Below are 20,857 nucleotides of genomic sequence, written 5' to 3' on the forward strand. Positions count from 1 at the left end.
TAGGGGGTACTCCTCCTCAATCGAATCTGCGCAGCAGACGATAGAACAGTCCGGCAGGCAAGAGCCGTTTCAGCAACAGCCCCTGTTTGGCGGGAACGGTGACGGGATAATGCGGTCTTGGCTTTGCGGCGGTCAGGGCGTGTTTCAGCACGGCGTAAACGGCATCGGGGCCAAGCTTGTGGCGGTTGACCGGGCCGGACCCATCCATCCGCGCCAGCTGACGCTTGTATTCCACAGCATGGGCCGAGTTTTCCAGATCGATCTTGTCCCTGACGTGGGCAAGCGCCGTCGTGGTGAATTTCGACGTGATCGGCCCCGGTTCGATCAGGCTCACATGGATGCCGCTGCCCTGAAGTTCCATGCGCAGCGTGACGCCAAGGCCCTCGATCGCGAATTTCGATGCGGTATAGGCACCACGATAACGATAGGGAACAAGGCCGAGAATGGAGGAGCAATGCACGATGCGCCCTGAACCGCGCTGGCGCATGAAGGGAATGACCCGCCGCGTCAGATCGTGCCAGCCGAAGACGTTGGTTTCGAATTGCTGCCGCAGTGCTTCCACCGGCAGATCCTCCACAGCACCCGGCTGGCCATAGGCGCCATTGTTGAACAGCGCATCGATGCGGCCTCCGGTTCTGGCCGCAACCGTATCCAGGAGAGCCGCGATGGTTTCGGGCTTGGTATAGTCCATGATCAGGGTTTCTATGCCCTGATTTTCGAGCGCGGCCATATCGACGATGCGACGCACGGTGGCAAACACCCTCCAGCCGTCGCGGTGAAGCGCGCCGGCACAATGGGCTCCGATGCCCGAGGAACATCCGGTAATTATGATGACGGGTTTTTCAGGCATCTATGCCGCTCCGGAAAACCGAATGTTGCGCTGGCCCGATGGTCTGGCCTGTGAAAATTGTATTGCGCAAAATCTGTATGCCTGCGGGAACCGAAAGGCGGGCTTGTGCGCTGTACAAAGTAGAGCTGACTTCCCATATTCGGGGCGAAGTTACAAATGAAATGCCGATGAATGGAGGCGACATGGTTGCCGCAGTGCGCCTGGCAGGCAAGGTTGCCTTCGATGCCTATTCTCATTTTGCCGAGGATGACGGCTGGGCGATGGCGAGCCACATGGCGCTTTCCATCCTGCTGGCGCTGTTCCCGTTCCTGATTTTCGGTACGGCTTTGGCCGGTTTTCTGGGGGCTGACCAGTTTTCCGAGACGGCGGTGCATCTGATTTTTGACACCTGGCCGGAAGCGATCGCAGGTCCGCTTGCCGCGCAGGTGCAGCAGGTCCTGACCATTCCGCGCGGCGGACTGCTCACGATTTCGGTGCTGGCGGCCGCATATTTTGCCTCCAACGGCGTCGAGGCGCTACGAATCTCGCTCAACCGCGCCTATCGCGTCACGGAAACGCGCTGGTGGTACATCACCCGTCTTCTCAGTCTGCTTTATGTGTTGATCGCAGTGGTGGTCTTTACCGGCATCAGCATCGTGCTTGTTGCGGTGCCGGTCGCAACGTCATTTGCCGAGCAGCGATTTCCCTGGCTGACGGATGCGCTGAACACGGTTTCCAGCCTCGGACTTTACGGCACCATCGTCGTTCTGACGGTCGGGCTGGTGGCGGCGCATCTGTGGCTTCCGGCCGGCAAACGCCGCATCTGGGATGTCTGGCCTGGCATTCTGCTGACAATGATCTTCTGGGTCATCGGCGCGGCGATCTTTGCCTATTACCTCTCCACCTTCGCCAATTATGCCGCCACCTACGCCGGTCTGGCCTCGGTGATGGTGGTTCTGGTGTTTCTTTACATGGTGGGTGTCATCTTCATGCTGGGTGCGGAAGTGAATGCCGCTCTGATGAAATACAAGGTCCGGCAGATCATCCGCCGCAATATCGCCGGCAACAGTGCGCGCCGCGAGCAGGTGCTAGAGGAGCCCGACAAGCCGGCGGATATCTGACGGCGTTTTTCCTTCCGCCCGAAGCGCTGAAAGGCCGGTGCTGCCTTCGCTTTTCGAGAGCTTGCGCCCATCAGCACCCAAAATCAGCCGGTGGTGGTGATAAGCGGGTGGCGATAGGTCAAGCAATTGTTGCAGCAGCCGGTGAATGGCGGTTGCGTTAAACAGATCCATGCCGCGCACCACATGGGTGATGCCTTGCAGCGCGTCATCCACCACAACGGAAAGATGATAGCTGGAGGGGGCGTCGGAGCGCGACAGCACCACATCGCCCCACAGCGCCGGCAAAGCTTCGATTTCCCCGGTCTGCCCGTCGCCGCTCTCGCGCCAGAACAGCTTGCTGTGCAAGGTGCGGACCGCCTTTTCCATGTCGAGCCGCCAGGCGTGTTGCCTGCCTGATGCCAGAAGTTCGGCCCGTTCCGCCTGCGGCCTTTGCCGATCTATTGCGGGGTAAAGCGGCGCGCCGTCGGGATCGCGCGGCCAGAGCCTTCCCTCTGCCTCAAAGGCCCTGACAATGGCTTTCGTCTCACCCCGGCTTAAGAAGGCGGGATAGGCGAGGTCGGCCTCGACCAGCCTGTCGAGTGCTGTGCGATACTCATCGAAGTGCTCCGATTGCCGCCGCACCGGCTTTTCCCATTCCAGTCCCAGCCAGCCAAGATCATCATAGATCGCCTGCTCCAGCTCCGGAGTGCAGCGCGTCTGGTCGATATCTTCGATGCGCAGCAGAAAATGGCCACTGTTTTCCCGCACCATGTCGTGGTTCAGAAAAGCGGAAAGCGCATGGCCCAGATGCAGGGCGCCATTGGGGCTGGGCGCAAAACGATAAACCGGTTTTTGACGGACGGGCGAAGGCATGGTTTCTTCTGCCATGTTTTGAAGCGCCTCGCCACCCGGTGCCGGGCCAACGTGAATATGGGCTGTGCAGACATGAAAATCATCAGGGGCCTCGACGATATCAGCGAAGGTATGGCGCATCTTGCCCGCCTCGATCCGGCTCTTAGCCTTATTATCGAAAAAGCCGGTCCGCTGGAGTTGCGTATTCACGAGCCCGGCTTTGCGGGCCTTGCCCATATCGTCGTGTCGCAGATGGTGTCGCGCGCCAGCGCGAACGCCATATGGGTGCGTATCCTTGCCGGCACGGGCGGGGCGGTGACGGCGGAAAACTATCTGGCGGTGCCGGAAGAATTGCACGCCACTTTCGGCCTTTCCCGGGCCAAGGCAACAACGCTGGAAGGGTTGGCGCACGCGGTTGCGGATGGCCGCATCGATCTTGATGCCGTCAGTCGCAAGGAAGCAGATTTGGCCCTTTCGGAGCTGGTGGCGCTTCGCGGCATTGGTCCGTGGACGGCGGAAGTCTATCTGATGTTCTGCGGCGGCCACCCCGATATTTTTCCGGTTGGTGATGTGGCGCTGCGGGCTGCGGTGGGCCACGCGCTTTCGCTCGAGGCACGGCCGGATGGGAAATGGCTGGCGGCGCGGGCGGAACTCTGGACGCCCTGGCGCTCCGTCGCCGCCCGGCTGTTCTGGGGCTACTATGCAAATATCATGCGGCGCGCGATGGTGCCGCTGCCCTGATATGGCCGCGCGGCGCTAGAAGTCTGCGATCCGGTAGGGCAAGGCTCCGCGTGAGAGATGATCGACATGTAGTTTGCGTTTTAGCGGCGGTACGGCGCGCTGCACGCAATCGACCCTTTCGCAGACCCGGCAGGAAACGCCGATGGGCTTGAAGGAGGCGGTATTGGCGAGATCGAGTGTATCGGCATAGACGAAATTCTGCGCATGGGAAATTTCGCAGCCAAGCGCGATGGCATAACGTGGCCTGTCCGTGTTGAAACCGGCGCCGGCTTTTTCGATCTGTGTGGCGATGGAAAGATAGCGCACGCCGTCAGGTGTTTCCGCCAGCTGGCGTACTATCCTGTCGGAGCTTTCGAAGGCCTGATGAATGTTCCAGAGCGGACAGGCCGCGCCGAAACGGGCAAATTGCAGCCTTGTGGCGCTGTGGCGTTTGGTGATGTTGCCAGCCCGGTCGATCTTGGCGAAAAAGATCGGCACGCCTTTCTGACCAGGGCGTTGCAAAGTGCTGAGCCTGTGGGCCACCTGTTCAAGGCTCGCGCCGAAGCGCACGGCCAGAAGTTCCAGATCGTGGCGCAATTCCTGCGCGGCCCGGTGAAATTGCCCATATGGCAGGATCAGCGCGGCGGCGAAATAGTTGTGAAGGCCGATGCGACAGATTTCCGCGGCTTCGGCGCTACGGAAACCGGCGCCGGCCAGCACTCTGTCCACGGTTGCTCCCGCATGAAGCTGGGCGATCTGAAGCGCAAGCTGAAAACAGCGGGTCGGTGCTGCCATGTAGGAACTGAGCGCCAGCGTTTTGCCGGCCGGATCGAAATGCCGGATCAATCCGCCCGCCGCCTCCGTTCTGGTGATATGGACACCGAAGCGGCTGCGTAGATGGGCCGCGAGAATGCCGTAGGTCTCGCCGCCCTCTATCTCCAGTTCGTATGCAAGTTCTTCCGCCAGAAGATCGATCTCGGCAACGTAATTGTCGACGAAGTGAAAGAAATCGCGGACCTCTTCGTAAGGTGTTCTTTCCACCTGCGCGGTTCCCCGCCCCAGCCTGTCATCCAGCTGCACCAGCTGCTCGCTGTTTTGCCGGTAGGCCTGGTGGGCGCGCAAAAGCGCATGGGCAAAACCCGGTGCGTTCTGCGCAATCAGCTTCAGCTCCTGCAGCCCGGGCTCGTAATTCAGGAACAGCGGGTCTTTCAGGGCCTCGCGCACAGCGGAAACCAGCCGGTCGTTTTCGCCGGTTGCCAGCTCCGTCACGTCGAGCTGGAATTTTTCCACCAGCGTCACCAGAACGCTGGCGGAAACGGGTCGCTGATTGTTTTCGATCTGGTTCAGATAACTGGCCGAAATGCCGAGCCGTTCGGCAAACTGTGCCTGCGTGGAGCGGGCGTTTTCGCGAAGGCCGCGGACCTTGCGGCCGATGAAGAGCTTTTCCATAGCCATGTTGCAACTTTGCAAAAATAAATATTGCAAATATTTATGCCACGCATACGCGCACGATCAAGGCTTCTAGGCGAATGTTTTCTAAGCTATTGATTTTGAGGAAACGCATGGAGGAAACATGCCCAACATTCTGGAGCAATTGCAGACGCGCCGCGACGAAGCGCGGCTCGGCGGCGGCGTCAAGCGCATTGAGGCGCAGCATGCCAAGGGCAAGCTGACGGCGCGCGAGCGCATCGATGTGTTGCTGGATGAAGGTTCCTTCGAAGAGTACGACATGTACGTTACCCACCGTGCGGTGGATTTCGGCATGGCCGAACAGAAGGTGGCGGGCGATGGCGTCGTTACCGGCTGGGGCACCATCAACGGCCGGCAGGTCTATGTTTTCAGCCAGGATTTTACCGTGCTCGGCGGTTCGCTGTCGGAAACCCATGCCCAGAAAATCTGCAAGATCATGGATATGGCCGTGCGCAACGGCGCGCCCGTGATTGGCCTCAACGACAGTGGCGGCGCGCGGATTCAGGAAGGTGTTGCTTCGCTCGGCGGTTATGCCGACGTTTTCAAGCGCAACGTCATCGCCTCCGGTGTTGTGCCTCAAATCTCTGTCATCATGGGGCCGTGTGCCGGTGGTGCCGTTTATTCGCCTGCCATGACCGACTTCATCTTCATGGTGCGCGATACCTCCTACATGTTCGTAACCGGGCCGGATGTGGTGAAGACCGTGACCAACGAGATCGTCACGGCGGAAGAGCTGGGCGGCGCCTCCACACACACCAAAAAATCCTCCGTTGCCGATGGCGCCTATGAAAACGACATCGAGACACTTGAGCATGTGCGCCTGCTTTTCGATTTCCTGCCGCTGAATAATCGGGAAAAACCGCCAGTCCGGCCTTTTCATGACGATCCCGCACGGCTGGAAGCGCGCCTCGATACGCTGATCCCCGACAGTTCCAACAAGCCATACGATATGAAGGAACTGATCCATGCGCTCGCCGACGAGGGCGATTTCTTCGAGTTGCAGGAGGCGTTTGCCAGAAACATCATCACCGGTTTCATGCGTCTGGAAGGCCAGACAGTAGGCGTCGTCGCAAACCAGCCGATGGTGCTGGCCGGGTGTCTGGATATTGACAGCTCACGCAAGGCCGCCCGCTTCGTGCGCTTCTGCGATGCCTTCAACATTCCCCTGCTGACACTGGTGGATGTGCCCGGTTTCCTGCCGGGAACGGCGCAGGAATATGGCGGCGTCATCAAGCACGGTGCGAAACTGCTGTTTGCCTATTCCGAGGCGACGGTTCCGATGGTGACGCTGATTACCCGCAAGGCCTATGGTGGCGCGTATGACGTGATGGCCTCGAAACATATCGGCGCTGATGTGAACTATGCCTGGCCGACTGCGGAAATCGCTGTCATGGGCGCAAAAGGGGCCGCGGAAATCCTCTATCGCTCGGAGCTTTCCGATCCGGACAAGATCGCCGCGCGCACAAGGGAATATGAGGAGCGTTTCGCCAATCCCTTCGTGGCGGCAGAGCGTGGTTTCATCGATGAGGTTATCATGCCGCATTCCTCGCGCCGCCGCATCGCCCGTGCCTTTGCTTCGCTGCGGGGCAAGAACGTCGAAACCCGCTGGAAAAAGCACGATACCATTCCGCTCTGACCTGCTCTGGGGCTGGAAAAATACTTTGGCCACCTTACTATAATGATGTTCAGGCGCCCGACCTTCGGTGCCCTCCCGAAACGCACAAGGACTGATTTTTATGGCCGAGAACTCCTCCGCAGATAATTTTCCCGCCGGATATGAAGTGCCCAAGGTCTGGACCTGGGACAAGGGTAATGGCGGCCAGTTCGCCAATATCAATCGCCCGATCGCCGGTCCCACCCATGACAAGGAATTGCCGGTCGGCAAACATCCGTTGCAGCTTTATTCGCTGGCAACGCCGAATGGCCAGAAGGTCTCGATCATGCTGGAAGAATTGCTGGCCGCTGGCCACAAGGGCGCCGAATATGATGCCTGGCTGATCAAGATCGGCGAAGGCGACCAGTTCGGCTCCGGTTTTGTCGGCGTCAATCCGAACTCCAAGATCCCGGCGCTGATGGATCATTCGACGCCCGAGCCGACCCGGGTTTTCGAGAGCGGCTCGATCCTCGTCTATCTCGCGGAAAAATTCGGCGCTTTCCTGCCGAAAGAGGGCAATGCCCGCACGCAGGCGCTGAACTGGCTGTTCTGGCAGATGGGTTCCGCCCCCTTCCTCGGCGGCGGTTTCGGCCATTTCTACGCCTACGCCCCGATCAAGATCAAATATGCTATCGACCGTTACGCCATGGAGGTTAAACGCCAGCTTGACGTGCTTGACCGTCATCTGGCCGACAACCGTTATCTGGCGGGCTCGGAATATACGATTGCCGACATGGCCGTCTGGCCCTGGTATGGCAAGATAGCGCTCGGCCAAGCTTATGGCGATGCCGGTGCTTTCCTTGAAGCGGCCGGTTATAAGAACCTTATGCGCTGGACGCTTGAAATTGGCGAACGCCCTGCGGTCAAGCGCGGCGTGATCGTCAACAAAACCTCGGGCGATCCGTCCGAACAATTGCATGAACGCCACGATGCCTCCGACTTCGAGCAGAAGACGCAGGACAAAATCGGCAAGGCATAACGAAAAGACTAGAGCGCTTCTGGTTTTAATAGGACCATGAAAGCGCTCTAATTATTTGAATTTACGCATATCCGGACGTAAAAGCGGACCTGCTTTTAATGGAAATGCTTCTGGAAGGACAAAAGATGGCGAACCTGCCCGAAATGACCAAACACAAGGGATTTCCCTCCGGCATGCCGAGCACGGGCATCCAGTTCACCATCCGCCGCGCCAATCCAAAAGGGGTAACGCCCATCAAGATGATACCCCGAAGGGCGCGGGACGATTCCAAGGAACACCGCATCGATGCGGCCTTCCTGCACTCGCTCTGGCACCATTTTGGTCCCGAGCCGTTCGAGCGTGGTAATCTCGACGCTGCCCGCCTCAGCCTGCTGTTCGGCCGCGAGGTCTTGCCGGCGGAAAAGAATTTCGATCCGCTTTCCTACCAGGCGATGCTTGTCATCGACGAGCGCGTCGCCCGGCAGAATTTCCCGGAATCCTTCGAGAACTTTTTCGAGATTTGAGTGTGCTGTCATCCGCCAATAGGGAATGAAATTCAATGTCGACGGCCACCAGCAAATTCCTGAGCTATGTTCTGCGACATGCGCCCGAAAGCATCGGGCTTACCATGGATGCTCAGGGTTGGGCGGATGTCGGAGATCTATTGGCAAAAGCAAATGCGAGTGGCACGCTGCTCGACGAGGCCGGTCTGCGTGCGGTCGTTACCGAAAGCGACAAGAAGCGTTTCACCCTTTCGGAAGATGGGCACCGCATCCGGGCCGCGCAGGGGCATTCAGTAAAGGTCGATCTTGGTAGCGCTCCTTTAGAACCGCCGCCGCAGCTTTTCCATGGTACTGCGACACGTTTCCTAGATGCTATCCTGCAGGAAGGATTGCGACCGGGCAGCCGGCAGCAGGTTCATCTTTCGGCAGACAGCGTGACGGCACATGCGGTCGGCCAGCGGCACGGAAAACCCGCCATCCTAATGGTTGATGCCAGTCGGATGTTTGCCGCTGGCCACAGCTTTTTTCAAGCCGACAATGGTGTCTGGCTGACCGATGCTGTTCCCGCTGCGTATCTGACGCTGATTGAGAATCATACTTTTGAAGGCGATGGCAAATGATCAAGAAAATCCTCATCGCCAATCGCGGCGAGATCGCCTGCCGGGTCATCAAGACGGCGAAGAAGATGGGCATTGCGACGGTTGCCGTCTATTCGGATGCTGATGCCAATGCTTTGCATGTGAAGATGGCGGATGAGGCCGTTCATATCGGTCCGGCGCCCTCGTCGCAGTCCTATATCGTCATCGATAAAATCCTTGCTGCGATCGAGAAGACCGGGGCTGATGCGGTGCATCCCGGCTATGGCTTCCTGTCGGAGAACGCTGCCTTTGCCGAGGCGCTGGAGAAGGCGGGTGTGATCTTCATCGGCCCGCCGGTCGGCGCTATCCAGGCCATGGGCGACAAGATCACCTCCAAGAAGCTAGCGGCGGAAGCCGGTGTTTCCACCGTGCCCGGCCATATGGGGCTAATTGGGGATGCAGATGAGGCGGTGAGGATCGCCTCCGAGATCGGTTATCCCGTGATGATCAAGGCTTCGGCCGGCGGCGGCGGAAAAGGCATGCGCATCGCCTTTAACGATGCGGAGGCGCGCGAGGGTTTCCAGTCGTCAAAAAACGAGGCGAAATCTTCCTTTGGGGACGACCGCATCTTCATCGAGAAATTCGTCACCCAGCCGCGCCATATCGAAATTCAGGTGCTGGGCGATCAACACGGCAATATTCTTTACCTTGGCGAGCGAGAGTGCTCGATCCAGCGCCGCAACCAGAAGGTCATCGAGGAAGCGCCATCGCCCTTTCTTGATGAGGCAACGCGCAAGGCCATGGGCGAGCAGGCCGTGGCTCTGTCGAGAGCAGTCGGTTACCATTCGGCCGGAACGGTGGAATTCATCGTCGATGGCGAGCGCAATTTCTACTTTCTGGAAATGAATACGCGTCTGCAGGTGGAACATCCGGTAACGGAACTCGTCACAGGCATTGATCTGGTCGAGCAGATGATCCGCGTGGCATCAGGCGAAAAGCTGTCCTTCGGGCAGACCGATATAAAGTTGAACGGCTGGGCAATCGAAACCCGGCTTTATGCCGAAGACCCCTATCGTAATTTCTTGCCCTCCATCGGCCGGTTGACACGGTATCGCCCGCCGCAAGAGGGCAAGCAGGAAAACGGCACCGTGATCCGCAACGATACCGGCGTCTTCGAAGGCGGTGAAATCTCGATGTATTACGATCCGATGATCGCCAAGCTTTGTAGCTGGGCAAAGGATCGTGAAACCGCCATCGATGCAATGGGGCAGGCGCTGGATCGTTTCGAAGTGGAGGGCATCGGCCACAATCTGCCGTTCCTCTCGGCTGTCATGCAGCACGAGCGTTTTCGGGCCGGCCGTCTGACGACGGGTTTTATCGCCGAGGAATTTCCGGAGGGCTTTTCCGGGGTGGAGCCCGATGAGGCTTCCGCGCGCAAGCTCGCAGCCATCGCCACCGTTATCCACCAGCGGCTTCAAAACCGTGCGGTCGAAATTTCCGGTACCATTGGCAATCATCGTCGCATTGTCGGTCAGGACTGGGTGGTTTCGCTTGGTCAATCCCATCGAAGCGTCAGCGTGGAAACCGGTGCTGAAGGCATGGCAATCCGTTTTGAGGATGGTGCTGCGCTGACGGTCGCTATCGGCTGGCTTCCCGGCCGCAGCCTTGGCCTGTTCACGGTGGCGGGCGAGGTGATCGCCGCCAAGGTCGATCTTGCCGGTGCGGCGGTTCGCCTGCGCTGGCGCGGCATGGATGTTCTCGCCCATGTGCGCAGCCCGCGCGTGGCGGAATTGGCGCTGCTGATGCCGGAAAAGCTGCCGCCCGATACGTCGAAACTGTTGCTCTGCCCGATGCCGGGCGTCATCACCGGGATCTCGGTTGGCGAGGGGGACGAGGTGGAAGCCGGTCAGGCGCTGGCGACGGTGGAGGCAATGAAGATGGAGAACATCCTGCGTGCGGAAAAACGCGGCCGGGTCGCTAAAGTGTCGGCAAAGCCGGGCGATAGCCTCGCCGTGGATGAGGTTATCATCGAATTTGAATAGGGCTTGATACCGTTTTTGAGGAACGGATGAGGGGCGGAGCGGGTTACGGGGTAGGCTGGATTTCGGTCACGATCACCAGTCACAGTACTGAAAATGAAATGCAGAAGGGGAGATATGCATGTCGGGTGAAAAAACGGTGCGGGATTGGCTGCAGCTTGCCGAAAAGGAGCTGAAGCGTTCACCGGATGCACTCGTCTGGCATACGCCCGAAGGCATTGACGTTAAACCGCTTTACACGGCCGATGACCTGAAAAAGGCTTCACATCTCGATGGTCTGCCGGGCTTTGCGCCCTTCACGCGCGGCCCGCGCGCCACCATGTATGCCGGGCGGCCATGGACGATCCGCCAATATGCCGGGTTTTCGACTGCCGAAGCTTCCAACGCCTTTTATCGAAAGGCGCTTGCCGCCGGCCAACAGGGTGTTTCGGTCGCCTTCGATCTTGCCACTCATCGCGGATATGACAGCGACCACCCGCGCGTTGAAGGCGATGTCGGTAAGGCCGGCGTAGCGATCGACAGCGTCGAGGACATGAAAATCCTGTTCGATGGTATACCGCTCGAAAAGGTCTCCGTCTCCATGACCATGAACGGGGCCGTCATTCCGGTGCTCGCCAATTTCATCGTTGCGGGGGAAGAGCAGGGTGTCTCGCGTGCCGCGCTTTCCGGCACCATCCAGAACGACATTCTCAAGGAGTTCATGGTCCGCAACACCTATATCTACCCGCCCGAGCCTTCGATGCGTATCATTGCTGATATCATTGAATATACGGCGAAGGAGATGCCGAAATTCAACTCTATTTCGATATCCGGCTATCACATGCAGGAGGCAGGTGCCACGCTGGTGCAGGAGCTTGCCTTCACGCTGGCGGATGGGCGGGAATATGTGCGGGCCGCCCTTGCCAAGGGACTGAATGTCGATGATTTCGCCGGCCGCCTGTCGTTCTTTTTTGCCATAGGTATGAATTTCTTCATGGAGGCCGCAAAGCTGCGCGCCGCCCGCTTCCTCTGGTCGCGCATCATGGAAGAGTTCAAGCCGCAAAAGGCGTCGTCGCTCATGCTGCGCACCCATTGCCAGACATCCGGTGTGTCTCTTCAGGAACAGGACCCTTACAATAACATTGTCCGCACCGCTTTCGAGGCCATGTCCGCCGTGCTGGGCGGCACACAATCGCTGCACACCAATTCCTTTGATGAAGCCATTGCCCTGCCGACAGAATTTTCCGCCCGCATCGCCCGCAACACCCAGCTTATTCTCCAGCATGAAACCGGCGTCACCAAGGTCGTCGATCCGCTGGCCGGTTCCTACTACGTCGAAAGCCTGACGGATGAACTGGCGCAAAAAGCCTGGGCGCTGATTGAGGAGGTGGAAGCGCTTGGTGGCATGACCAAAGCGGTGGCCGAGGGCCTGCCCAAAAGATTGATCGAGGAGGCGGCCACGCGTCGGCAGGCGGCCGTGGACAAGGGCGAGGAAGTCATCGTCGGCGTCAACCGCTACCGTCTGGAAACCGAAGAGGATATCGACGTTCTCGATATCGACAACGCCGCCGTACGCGCTGCGCAAATCCGCCGCCTTGAGGACACCAAACGTCGCCGCGACGGCGGGGACGTCTCGAAGGCGCTGGCGGCATTGTCTGAAATTGCCCGTAGCGGCAAGGGTAATATTCTCGAGGCGGCAGTCGTCGCCGCCCGCGCCCGCGCCACCGTCGGCGAGATTTCCGATGCGCTGCGTGCCGTCTTCGGCGATTACGTTGCCGTGCCGGAAGTGGTGGAGGATATTTACGGCGAGGCCTACAAGGACGAGCCGGAGCTTGCCACGCTCGCTACGCGGCTTTCCGGCGTGGCAGAACGGCTCGGCGTCAAACCGCGCATCATGGTCGCAAAGCTCGGGCAGGACGGGCATGATCGCGGCGCGAAGGTTATCGCGTCGGCCTTTGGCGATATCGGTTTCGATGTGCTGGCCGGGCCGCTGTTCCAGACGCCTGCCGAGGCAGCCGATCTTGCGGCTCAGAACAAGGTGCATGTGGTCGGCATGTCGTCGCTTGCCGCAGGCCACAAGACGCTCGCACCGCAGCTTGTGGAGGCGCTCAAGCAGAAGGGTGCCCAGGACATCATCGTCGTCGTCGGCGGCGTCATTCCGCGCCAGGATTATCAGTTCCTGCTCGACCACGGCGTTTCGGCGATTTTCGGACCCGGCACCAATGTCATGGATGCGGCCAACAAGGTTCTCGATCTGCTGGAAGGCATCCGGCGCAACGCGTGAGAGGAATACGGCCATGTTCGGAAGATTGAACCACGTCGCCCTTGCCGTGCCCGATCTTAATGCCGCGGTTTCGCGATACAGGGCGCTTGGCGCTCAAGTTTCCGAGCCGCAATCCCTGCCCGAACACGGCGTGACAGTGGTTTTCGTTCAGGCTGACAATACCAAGATCGAACTTCTTCATCCGCTTGGAGAGAACTCCCCGATTACCGCCTTCCTCGAAAGAAATCCGGGTGGCGGCACGCATCATCTGTGCTTTGAGGTGCCGGATATTCTGGCCGTGCGAGACGATCTCGTCCAAAAAGGCATCCGCATTTTAGGTGACGGCGAGCCGAAGATCGGCGCGCATGGCAATCCCGTTCTCTTCCTGCATCCAAAGGATATGGGCGGCGTGCTTTACGAGCTTGAGCAGGTCACTCCGACACACGTCTGAAACACAGACCCCGTACCGACATCCCGAAACACGCTGGCGAAGTGATTCACCGGCGGCAGTTGCCGTTCGCTTGTGCTGAAAACATGGGTTTCGTTTGTTTTCTTTTGACATTCGTTTTGTTTTCGCTTTTATGACGATAATCTTTCAACGTAGGGGAAAATGGTCCCCGGCGCTGTCTTGGGAGGCCCTATGTCCGGCGAAAACATATTCGATCTTTTTGTCATCGGCGGTGGCGTGAATGGTTGCGGCATTGCCCGCGATGCCGTGGGTAGAGGCTATTCCGTGGCGCTTGCGGAAAAGGGCGATTTTGCCTCCGGTACGTCTTCGGCAGCCACCAAGCTCATCCATGGCGGCCTGCGTTATCTCGAACATTATGAGTTTCGTCTGGTGCGCGAAGCCTTGATGGAGCGTGAAATTTTGTGGGCCATGGCCCCGCACGTCATCTGGCCCATGCGCTTCGTCCTGCCGCTCCAGAAAGGCGGCGTGCGTCCGGCATGGATGGTCCGGCTTGGCCTCTTTCTTTATGACAACCTCGGCGGCCGCAAGCTTTTGCCGCCGACGCGCACGGTCGATCTTCGGCAAGACCCGGCAGGCAAACCTCTGAAGCCGGTCTTTGCCAAGGCTTTCGAATATTCCGACGGCTGGGTGGACGATGCCCGTTTCGTGGTTCTGAATGCGCGTGACGCGGCGGATCGCGGTGCGACGATCATGAACCGCACGCGGGTCGTTTCCGCACGGCGCGAAGGCGGCGTGTGGCTTATCGAGACGCTGGACGAAAAGACCGGCCGTTCAGCCACGCACAGAGCGCGCATGCTGGTGAATGCCGCTGGCCCATGGGTGGATAACGTGCTGTCCGGCGTGTTCGGCCGCAACGATGTGCACAATGTTCGTCTCGTGCAGGGCAGCCACATCATCGTGCGCAGGAAGTTTTCCGATCCGCGCGCCTATTTCTTCCAGAACCCGGACAACCGCATCATCTTCGCCATTCCCTATGAGCAAGATTTTACGCTGATCGGCACCACGGACCGCGACTATAAGGGCGATCCGGCCAAGGTGCGCATTTCTGAGGAAGAGATTTCCTATCTCTGTAATGCCGCCAGCGAATATTTCAGCGAGCCGGTGAAGCCCGATGATATCGTCTGGACCTATTCCGGCGTGCGCCCGCTTTTCGATGATGGCGCTTCAAAGGCGCAGGAAGCCACACGCGACTATGTGCTGAAGGTTGAAGAGGCAGAGGGCGAAGCGCCGCTGCTCAATATCTTCGGCGGCAAGCTGACCACCTACCGGCGGCTGGCGGAACATGCTCTGGAAAAGATCGGCGCAGCCATCGGAGAAAAGGGCAAGCCCTGGACGGCGGGATCGTATCTGCCGGGCGGTGACTTCGGGGCGAAGAGATATGACACCCAGGTGAGGGCGCTTGTCTCCCGTTACCCATTCCTTGATGGACGCCATGCCGAGCGGCTCATCAGAAACTACGGCACGAAGGCTGCGGAACTGCTCGGTGTCGCCACCGATGTTGCCGGCCTCGGCCGGCATTTCGGCGGCACACTTTACGAATGCGAAGTGCGCTGGCTGGTGGAACACGAATGGGCCTTTGCAGCCGAGGATATTCTCTGGCGGCGCACTAAACAGGGCCTGCGGTTGAGCAGGGACGAGGCTGCCGCTCTGGATGAATTCGTTTCCACGCTGACTGGTGTCAAGGAAAAGGGCGAAGCCGTGACGGAGCAGGCCTGAGCATCTACGAGTTTTCCCGTCAGTTCCCCGAGTTCCTTGCCGCTCTTTCAGGGCCATCAGCGCTCAATATATAGTCGTCGGCGGCGGACAGAGCGTGTTCCATATGCCCTTCGAACACCAGTTCCGGTTCGTTGGGCGCGATGCCGATTTTTGGCATTCCGCCGAAGCGTACCGACTGCGATTGCACAAGGCCATCGTGAAGGCCGCTTTCCAGAAGATCGAAATAGCGTGTGCCGGGGCCAGTGATGAAGACCGGCATATGGCCGTGCAGGCTGAACAGACGTGAAAGGCCGTTGCCGAGTGCAAGCCCGGCTGTGCGGAAGGCAAGCCGCGCCATGCGCCCGCCGGCGCGGGCGGAAGCGGCGATCTTGTCCACTTCGGCAATCGGCACGAATTTTGCCGGTTCCGCCTGCGGCGGGGCCTCGAATGCTGAACGCAGGATTGCATAAAACCCTGAATAGGCCTCGATACAGCCTCTGGTGCCGCAGCGGCAAAGGGCGCCATCGGCCAGATGCAGCATATGTCCGAAATTGGGGGCGCTAACCTCTATCCCGCCACCCGCGGCGCGGGCAATGCCGAGGCCAATGCTGTGGCCGAGCGATAGGGTGACAAGTGCCTCCGGTTTCGGGCCGTCCTTTGCCTGCTCCTGCATCCAGATGGCTTTTGCGGCCAGCAGCGTTTCGTTGTTCAGCGTCACGCGGATGCGGCCGTCCTGAGAAATGAGCTGCTGGAAATCTATCTTTTCGGTGCCGAGCACCGGCGACCAGACGAGCACCGCCGCTGCCGCGTCCACAAGCCCCTTGCTGCTGATCGACACCTGGAGAATGTCGTGCCGGTCGATGCGCGAACGGTCCGCAAGCCGTGCAAGGCCGGAGAGGATCGAGCCGCCGAACGACCCTTTTTCAGCCGTGATCCTCTGCTCGGTGAAGCGGTCCACCAGCTTGCCGGCATAGTCGACCAACGAATATTGCACGCTGTCGGACGAAATGATGACGATGGCGACGTGGCAGAAAGCACCATCAGGCCCAAAGAGGATGCGCGGCCGCCCGCGCCCGGCGGCGGCTAGCTGCTCTTTGCGCAGGATGAGGCCGGCCCGCTCGAGTTCCGTGGTGATTGCGGAAACGGTGGCGGAGGCAAGCCCGGTGAAGGAGGACATGTCCGTATGGGATAGGCTGCCATGAAGGCGCAGCGCTGCCATCACCGACAGGCTGTTTTTCTGGCGCACCAGTTCCGTGCTTGCAATGGCGGACATGGGCTGGGGTATGCTCCCTGAACGGCTTTTTTCCTGTCGTGCTTATCCCCTCTGATGGCGCACGCCACGAGCAAGATCAAGGCACCCGGATGCTGCCCGCAGCCGTTGTTGACAGCATGGGGAATCTCTGACATTAATTTTCTCGACTGTCGAGAAAATTGTGAAATCACAGAGCCCGACAGCTTTTTCCGGGCGTTTTCCCTGCATGGAGGTGCAGGCTTCGCCCTTACCGGGAGGACATCATGAATTCGTTTGCCAAGCTTTTGGCGGGTACAGCTGTACTCGTTTCCCTGCACACCGCAGCCATTGCTGCTGATCTCGTCGTTGGCGTTTCCTGGTCCAATTTCCAGGAAGAGCGCTGGAAGACGGATGAGGCGGCAATCAAGGCAGCTCTCGACAAGGCCGGTGCGAAATATATTTCCGCCGATGCGCAGTCGTCCGCCGCAAAACAGCTGACCGACGTGGAATCGCTGATTTCCCAGGGCGCCAATGCGCTGATCATTCTTGCGCAGGACAGCGACGCGATTGGCCCGGCTGTTGAAAAGGCCGTCGCTGAAGGTATTCCGGTGGTCGGTTACGACCGCCTGATCGAAAACAAGAACGCCTTCTACATCACCTTCGACAACAAGGAAGTCGGTCGCCTTCAGGCCGCCGAAGTCTTCAAGGTCAAGCCGGAAGGCAACTACGTCTTCATCAAGGGTTCGTCTTCCGATCCGAATGCGGACTTTCTTTTTGCCGGACAGCAGGAAGTCCTGAAGGCCGCTGTCGACGCGGGCAAGATCAAGAATGTCGGCGAAGCCTATACCGATGGCTGGAAGCCGGAAAATGCCCAGAAGAACATGGAGCAGTTCCTAACCAAGAATAACAACAAGGTCGATGCGGTCGTCGCCTCGAACGACGGAACGGCCGGTGGCGCAATTGCCGCTCTTGCCGCGCAGGGCCTCGCAGGTTCTGTTCCCGTATCCGGTCAGGATGCGGACTTCGCCGCGCTGAACCGTGTAGCGCTCGGCACGCAGACGGTATCTGTTTGGAAGGACAGCCGCGAACTCGGCAAGGAAGCTGCCGGCATCGCGCTGGAACTTGCGGGCGGCAAGAAGATGACGGAAATCAAGGGCGTTGCCGCTTTTGATGGCGGTCCGAAAAAAGTGACGATGCAGTCAGTCTTCCTCAAGCCCATCGCCATTACCAAGGACAATCTGAACGTCGTCATCGACGCCGGCTGGATCAAGAAGGAAACGGCCTGCCAGGGTGTAAAGGCCGGATCCGTCAAGGCCTGCAACTGAGACCGCTAGGTTGATGTTTGGGCGCCGCGCCACTGATACGTGGCGCGGCGCCTCTCAGATGTAAGGAGGACCGGCAGTCCATGGCCGACATGACACAATCCAATTCCACAGCGTCCCCCAAGACGGAAAAGACGGGCTCGATTTCGCGTTTCATCAGTGCCACGGAGCTTGATACCCGGCTGCTCGGCATGGTCGGCGCGCTTCTTCTGATCTGGATCGGTTTCCATATTCTTTCGGGCGGGCTGTTCCTGACGCCGAGAAACCTCTGGAACCTCTCCGTCCAGACCGCTTCGGTCGCGGTGATGGCGACAGGCATGGTGCTTGTCATCGTTACCCGCAACATCGATCTGTCGGTCGGGTCGATCCTCGGTTTTTCCGGCATGATCATGGGTGTCATGCAGGCGGAAATCCTGCCGCAGCTCCTCGGCTTTGAACATTGGGCGACATGGATCGTCACGCTTCTGGTCGGCATTCTCGTCGGCGGAGCGATCGGCATGCTGCAGGGCTCGATCATCGCTTTCCTGAACGTGCCGTCCTTCATCGTCACACTTGGTGGTCTGCTGGTCTGGCGCGGTGGCACATGGTTCGTCACCAGCGGCCGCACCGTGGCGCCGATGGATTCCACCTTCCGCCTGATGGGTGGCGGCACCAGCGGCTCGATCGGCGCGACATGGAGCTGGATCGCAGCCATTGTCGCCTGCGTCGCCATTGTCGCGGCAATCCTGAATTCCCGCCACCAGCGTCGCCGTTTCGGTTTTCCGCTGCGGCCCGTCTGGGCGGAATATTTCCTGGTGGCACTTGGCTGCGTCGTCGTCGTCGGTTTCGTGGCTGTCGTCAACAGCTATCCCTGGCCGGTCAACATTGCCCGCAACTATGCCGATGCCAATGGCATTACTTGGCCGGATGGTGGTCTGTTCATTCCGCACGGTATTGCCATTCCGGTGCTGATGGCGCTTGCCGTCGGTGCTGTCATGACCTTCATCGCGACGAGGCTTCGCTTCGGGCGTTATGTTTTCGCCATCGGCGGCAACCCGGAAGCGGCGGAGCTCGCCGGCATCAAGACCCGCTGGGTCACGGTCAAGATATTCACGCTGATGGGCGTTCTATGCGCCATCGCTGCGGCAATCTCGACTGCCCGCCTCAACGCGGCCACCAATGCCCAGGGTGAACTGGATGAACTTTATACGATCGCCGCGGCGGTCATCGGCGGCACGTCGCTCGCCGGCGGCGTCGGCACCATAGCGGGCGCGATGCTCGGCGCGCTCGTCATGCAATCGCTGCAATCCGGCATGGTGCTTGTGGGCATCGATACGCCCTTTCAGCGCATCGTCGTCGGTGTGGTTCTGGTCGTCGCCGTCTGGCTCGACACCATCTACCGCGCCCGCGCCAAGTAAGAACCGAGGAGAACCCCAATGACGGAACAAGTCACGCCCCTCGTGGAAATGCGCAATATTTCCATTTCCTTCGGTGGTATCCATGCGGTGGAAAACGCCTCTGTCGATCTTTTCCCAGGTGAGGTGGTGGCCCTTCTTGGCCACAACGGTGCCGGCAAATCGACGCTCATCAAGATATTGTCCGGTGCATACCGGCGGGATGGGGGCGAAATCCTCATCAACGGCGAGGATGCGGATATCCGCAATCCCCGCGACGCCAAGAAATACGGCATCGAAACCATCTACCAGACGCTGGCGGTGGCGGATAATGTCGATGCGGCGGCCAATCTTTATCTCGGCCGCGAGCTGAAGACGAAATGGGGAACATTGGATGATGTCGCCATGGAAGCTTCGGCCCGCGAGGTCATGGGGCGTCTCAACCCCAATTTCCGGCGGTTCAAGGAGCCGGTGAAGGCGCTTTCCGGTGGCCAGCGGCAGTCCGTGGCAATCGCCCGCGCCATTCTGTTCGATGCCCGCATCCTCATCATGGACGAACCGACGGCAGCACTCGGGCCGCAGGAAACGGCACAGGTCGGCGATCTCGTCAAGGAACTGAAACGGCAGGGCATCGGCATCTTCCTCATCAGCCACGATATCCATGATGTCTTCGATCTCGCCGACCGGGTGTTCGTCATGAAAAACGGCAAGGTGGTCGGCCATGCCCGCACGGAAGATGTGACGAAGGACGAGGTCCTCGGCATGATTATTCTGGGCAAGGTGCCATCAGGTGCTGTGGCGGGTCCGGGCGCGGTCGTTGCCTGACGACAGAATTCTGTCGTCTTTACTTCCACTACAAATCGAGGCCCGGTAAAAACCGGGCCTCGACAAATGCTGGGAACAAAAGTTCTTGGAGTTGACTAAAAAATATATGCGTCCGGTGTGTTTCAGCCCAGCCGGAACCGCAGACGAAAAATGTCTGCGGCTCTGCGCAATTGCAGACGCGGTCGTTAAAAAGCGGTGTTTTAATGGAGTTCGGCGTGTGCGAAACCGCTGCCGTTCATTTCTGCGCCGGCCGGTAGCGAGCCATGCTGATTGATGTCCTGGGCCAGCGACAGCAATGCCATTTCCAGGAAATAGGTCGACATCCCCAGTTCCAGAGATTTGGAGCGCTGGCAAAGATAGGAAACCATCCGCCCGAGTGCCAGAATCTCGTCCGCATTGTCCTCTTCAAGTATTGCTGTGGTAGACGCCATGCTTCCCTCTCGACAATCGACAGTATGAAAACGCGTTGATCCCGCGTTGTTCATTATCGACCACATCGAGCGTCACGCGAGCGTCACACCTGCGTCAATCGTCGCTCTTGTTTTCGGGCGCGCCGTTATTTTCCGCCGCTTCGGTAGCCGCAAGCGACGTCACGAGGGCAACGATGCTCTTGCGCACGGTTGCGCTCTTGATTCGGGCAAAGGCCTGATTGAGCGAAAATCCTTCATTCGACGCAACGAAAGACTGCATGGCATTGATCGTGCCAAGGGCGGGATTGGCGTTTCCAACATCCGGCGTCGCATTGGCGAACAAAGAGCTGACATCGACGCCGAGAACCGATGCAATGGCTTGCAAACGGGACGCGCCGACGCGATTGGCACCCTTTTCGTATTTCTGGACCTGCTGGAAGGTAATGCCCAACCGGCCCGCCAGCGCGCTTTGACTCATGCCGAGCGACTTGCGGCGCATTCGGATTTGTGTACCCACATGCACATCGATCGGGCTGGGTAGTTTGGCCTGCATCATGAACTCCTCCAGTTGTGAGGTTCTTAAATTG

The 20,857-nt window shown here is 59.2% G+C and carries 19 protein-coding genes; 13 read left to right on the forward strand and 6 right to left on the reverse strand.

Translation table 11 applies throughout. The features are described 5' to 3' along the window. Positions 1–16: 16 nt before the first annotated feature. Positions 17–850, reverse strand: coding sequence for an SDR family oxidoreductase (locus ACZ5A6_RS15505; RefSeq protein WP_464111094.1), 834 nt, complete (start codon positions 848–850; stop codon positions 17–19). Between the two features lie 182 nt (positions 851–1,032). Here ACZ5A6_RS15505 and ACZ5A6_RS15510 point away from each other — a divergent pair, with 182 nt between their 5' ends. After that, positions 1,033–1,950 carry a YihY/virulence factor BrkB family protein gene (locus ACZ5A6_RS15510; RefSeq protein WP_003511315.1) on the forward strand — a complete coding sequence of 306 codons (918 nt, stop codon included), beginning with the start codon at positions 1,033–1,035 and terminating at the stop codon, positions 1,948–1,950. Here the strand turns inward: ACZ5A6_RS15510 and gluQRS are convergent. Next, on the reverse strand, positions 1,918–2,802 hold the full coding sequence (gene gluQRS / locus ACZ5A6_RS15515) for a tRNA glutamyl-Q(34) synthetase GluQRS (RefSeq protein ID WP_003511314.1): 885 nt from the start codon (positions 2,800–2,802) through the stop codon (positions 1,918–1,920). The genes ACZ5A6_RS15510 and gluQRS overlap by 33 nt on opposite strands. 72 nt (positions 2,803–2,874) lie before the next feature. Here gluQRS and ACZ5A6_RS15520 point away from each other — a divergent pair, with 72 nt between their 5' ends. Then, positions 2,875–3,522 (forward strand): DNA-3-methyladenine glycosylase family protein, encoded by a 648-nt coding sequence (locus tag ACZ5A6_RS15520; RefSeq protein WP_464111095.1) that lies wholly within the window; start codon positions 2,875–2,877, stop codon positions 3,520–3,522. A 15-nt stretch (positions 3,523–3,537) separates the two neighbouring features. Here ACZ5A6_RS15520 and ACZ5A6_RS15525 read toward each other — a convergent pair whose 3' ends face one another. Next, positions 3,538–4,956 carry a helix-turn-helix domain-containing protein gene (locus ACZ5A6_RS15525; RefSeq protein ID WP_035251494.1) on the reverse strand — a complete coding sequence of 473 codons (1,419 nt, stop codon included), beginning with the start codon at positions 4,954–4,956 and terminating at the stop codon, positions 3,538–3,540. Positions 4,957–5,074: 118 nt separating this feature from the next. Here ACZ5A6_RS15525 and ACZ5A6_RS15530 point away from each other — a divergent pair, with 118 nt between their 5' ends. The 8 genes from ACZ5A6_RS15530 (at position 5,075) to ACZ5A6_RS15565 (ending at position 15,130) form a co-directional block, all read left to right on the forward strand. Next, positions 5,075–6,607, forward strand: coding sequence for an acyl-CoA carboxylase subunit beta (locus tag ACZ5A6_RS15530; RefSeq protein WP_003511311.1), 1,533 nt, complete (start codon positions 5,075–5,077; stop codon positions 6,605–6,607). A gap of 100 nt (positions 6,608–6,707) precedes the next feature. Beyond that, complete coding sequence (gene yghU / locus ACZ5A6_RS15535; RefSeq protein WP_003511310.1) at positions 6,708–7,604, forward strand: glutathione-dependent disulfide-bond oxidoreductase; 897 nt, start codon at positions 6,708–6,710, stop codon at positions 7,602–7,604. A 125-nt stretch (positions 7,605–7,729) separates the two neighbouring features. Continuing rightward, on the forward strand, positions 7,730–8,107 hold the full coding sequence (locus ACZ5A6_RS15540) for a hypothetical protein (RefSeq protein WP_013761770.1): 378 nt from the start codon (positions 7,730–7,732) through the stop codon (positions 8,105–8,107). A 35-nt stretch (positions 8,108–8,142) separates the two neighbouring features. Further along, the gene (locus ACZ5A6_RS15545) at positions 8,143–8,706 is read left to right on the forward strand and encodes an RNA 2'-phosphotransferase (RefSeq protein WP_003511308.1); all 564 of its coding nucleotides are present in this window, start codon (positions 8,143–8,145) and stop codon (positions 8,704–8,706) included. Continuing rightward, a complete protein-coding gene (locus ACZ5A6_RS15550) occupies positions 8,703–10,706 on the forward strand; it encodes an acetyl-CoA carboxylase biotin carboxylase subunit (RefSeq protein WP_464111096.1) in 2,004 nt (667 codons plus the stop codon). The genes ACZ5A6_RS15545 and ACZ5A6_RS15550 overlap by 4 nt, the downstream gene beginning before the upstream one ends. Before the next feature lie 118 nt (positions 10,707–10,824). Next, complete coding sequence (gene scpA / locus ACZ5A6_RS15555) at positions 10,825–12,966, forward strand: methylmalonyl-CoA mutase (protein WP_464111097.1); 2,142 nt, start codon at positions 10,825–10,827, stop codon at positions 12,964–12,966. A 13-nt stretch (positions 12,967–12,979) separates the two neighbouring features. Next, a complete protein-coding gene (mce, locus tag ACZ5A6_RS15560) occupies positions 12,980–13,396 on the forward strand; it encodes a methylmalonyl-CoA epimerase (RefSeq protein WP_003511303.1) in 417 nt (138 codons plus the stop codon). 189 nt (positions 13,397–13,585) lie between these two features. Beyond that, positions 13,586–15,130, forward strand: coding sequence for a glycerol-3-phosphate dehydrogenase (locus tag ACZ5A6_RS15565; RefSeq protein ID WP_464111098.1), 1,545 nt, complete (start codon positions 13,586–13,588; stop codon positions 15,128–15,130). A 19-nt stretch (positions 15,131–15,149) separates the two neighbouring features. On the opposite strand, the gene ACZ5A6_RS15570 is transcribed toward ACZ5A6_RS15565, so the two are convergent. After that, positions 15,150–16,382: an ROK family protein gene (locus tag ACZ5A6_RS15570; protein ID WP_464111099.1), complete on the reverse strand. Its 1,233-nt coding sequence runs from the start codon at positions 16,380–16,382 to the stop codon at positions 15,150–15,152. 242 nt (positions 16,383–16,624) lie between these two features. Here ACZ5A6_RS15570 and xylF point away from each other — a divergent pair, with 242 nt between their 5' ends. The 3 genes from xylF to ACZ5A6_RS15585 all read left to right on the forward strand — a co-directional run bounded on the left by xylF (position 16,625) and on the right by ACZ5A6_RS15585 (position 19,860). Further along, positions 16,625–17,665 (forward strand): D-xylose ABC transporter substrate-binding protein, encoded by a 1,041-nt coding sequence (gene xylF / locus ACZ5A6_RS15575; protein ID WP_003511300.1) that lies wholly within the window; start codon positions 16,625–16,627, stop codon positions 17,663–17,665. A gap of 80 nt (positions 17,666–17,745) precedes the next feature. Next, a complete protein-coding gene (locus tag ACZ5A6_RS15580) occupies positions 17,746–19,059 on the forward strand; it encodes a sugar ABC transporter permease (protein ID WP_003511299.1) in 1,314 nt (437 codons plus the stop codon). Between the two features lie 18 nt (positions 19,060–19,077). After that, complete coding sequence (locus ACZ5A6_RS15585; RefSeq protein ID WP_065659662.1) at positions 19,078–19,860, forward strand: ATP-binding cassette domain-containing protein; 783 nt, start codon at positions 19,078–19,080, stop codon at positions 19,858–19,860. Between the two features lie 200 nt (positions 19,861–20,060). Here the strand turns inward: ACZ5A6_RS15585 and ACZ5A6_RS15590 are convergent, their stop codons facing one another. Both ACZ5A6_RS15590 and ACZ5A6_RS15595 read right to left on the reverse strand, forming a co-directional pair. Next, positions 20,061–20,291, reverse strand: a complete 231-nt coding sequence (locus ACZ5A6_RS15590) for a hypothetical protein (RefSeq protein WP_003511296.1) — start codon at positions 20,289–20,291, stop codon at positions 20,061–20,063. A gap of 94 nt (positions 20,292–20,385) precedes the next feature. Beyond that, positions 20,386–20,823 carry a helix-turn-helix domain-containing protein gene (locus ACZ5A6_RS15595; RefSeq protein ID WP_025595440.1) on the reverse strand — a complete coding sequence of 146 codons (438 nt, stop codon included), beginning with the start codon at positions 20,821–20,823 and terminating at the stop codon, positions 20,386–20,388. Positions 20,824–20,857 lie beyond the last annotated feature (34 nt).

The sequence above is a fragment of the Agrobacterium sp. 6Ca8 genome (assembly GCF_055382765.1).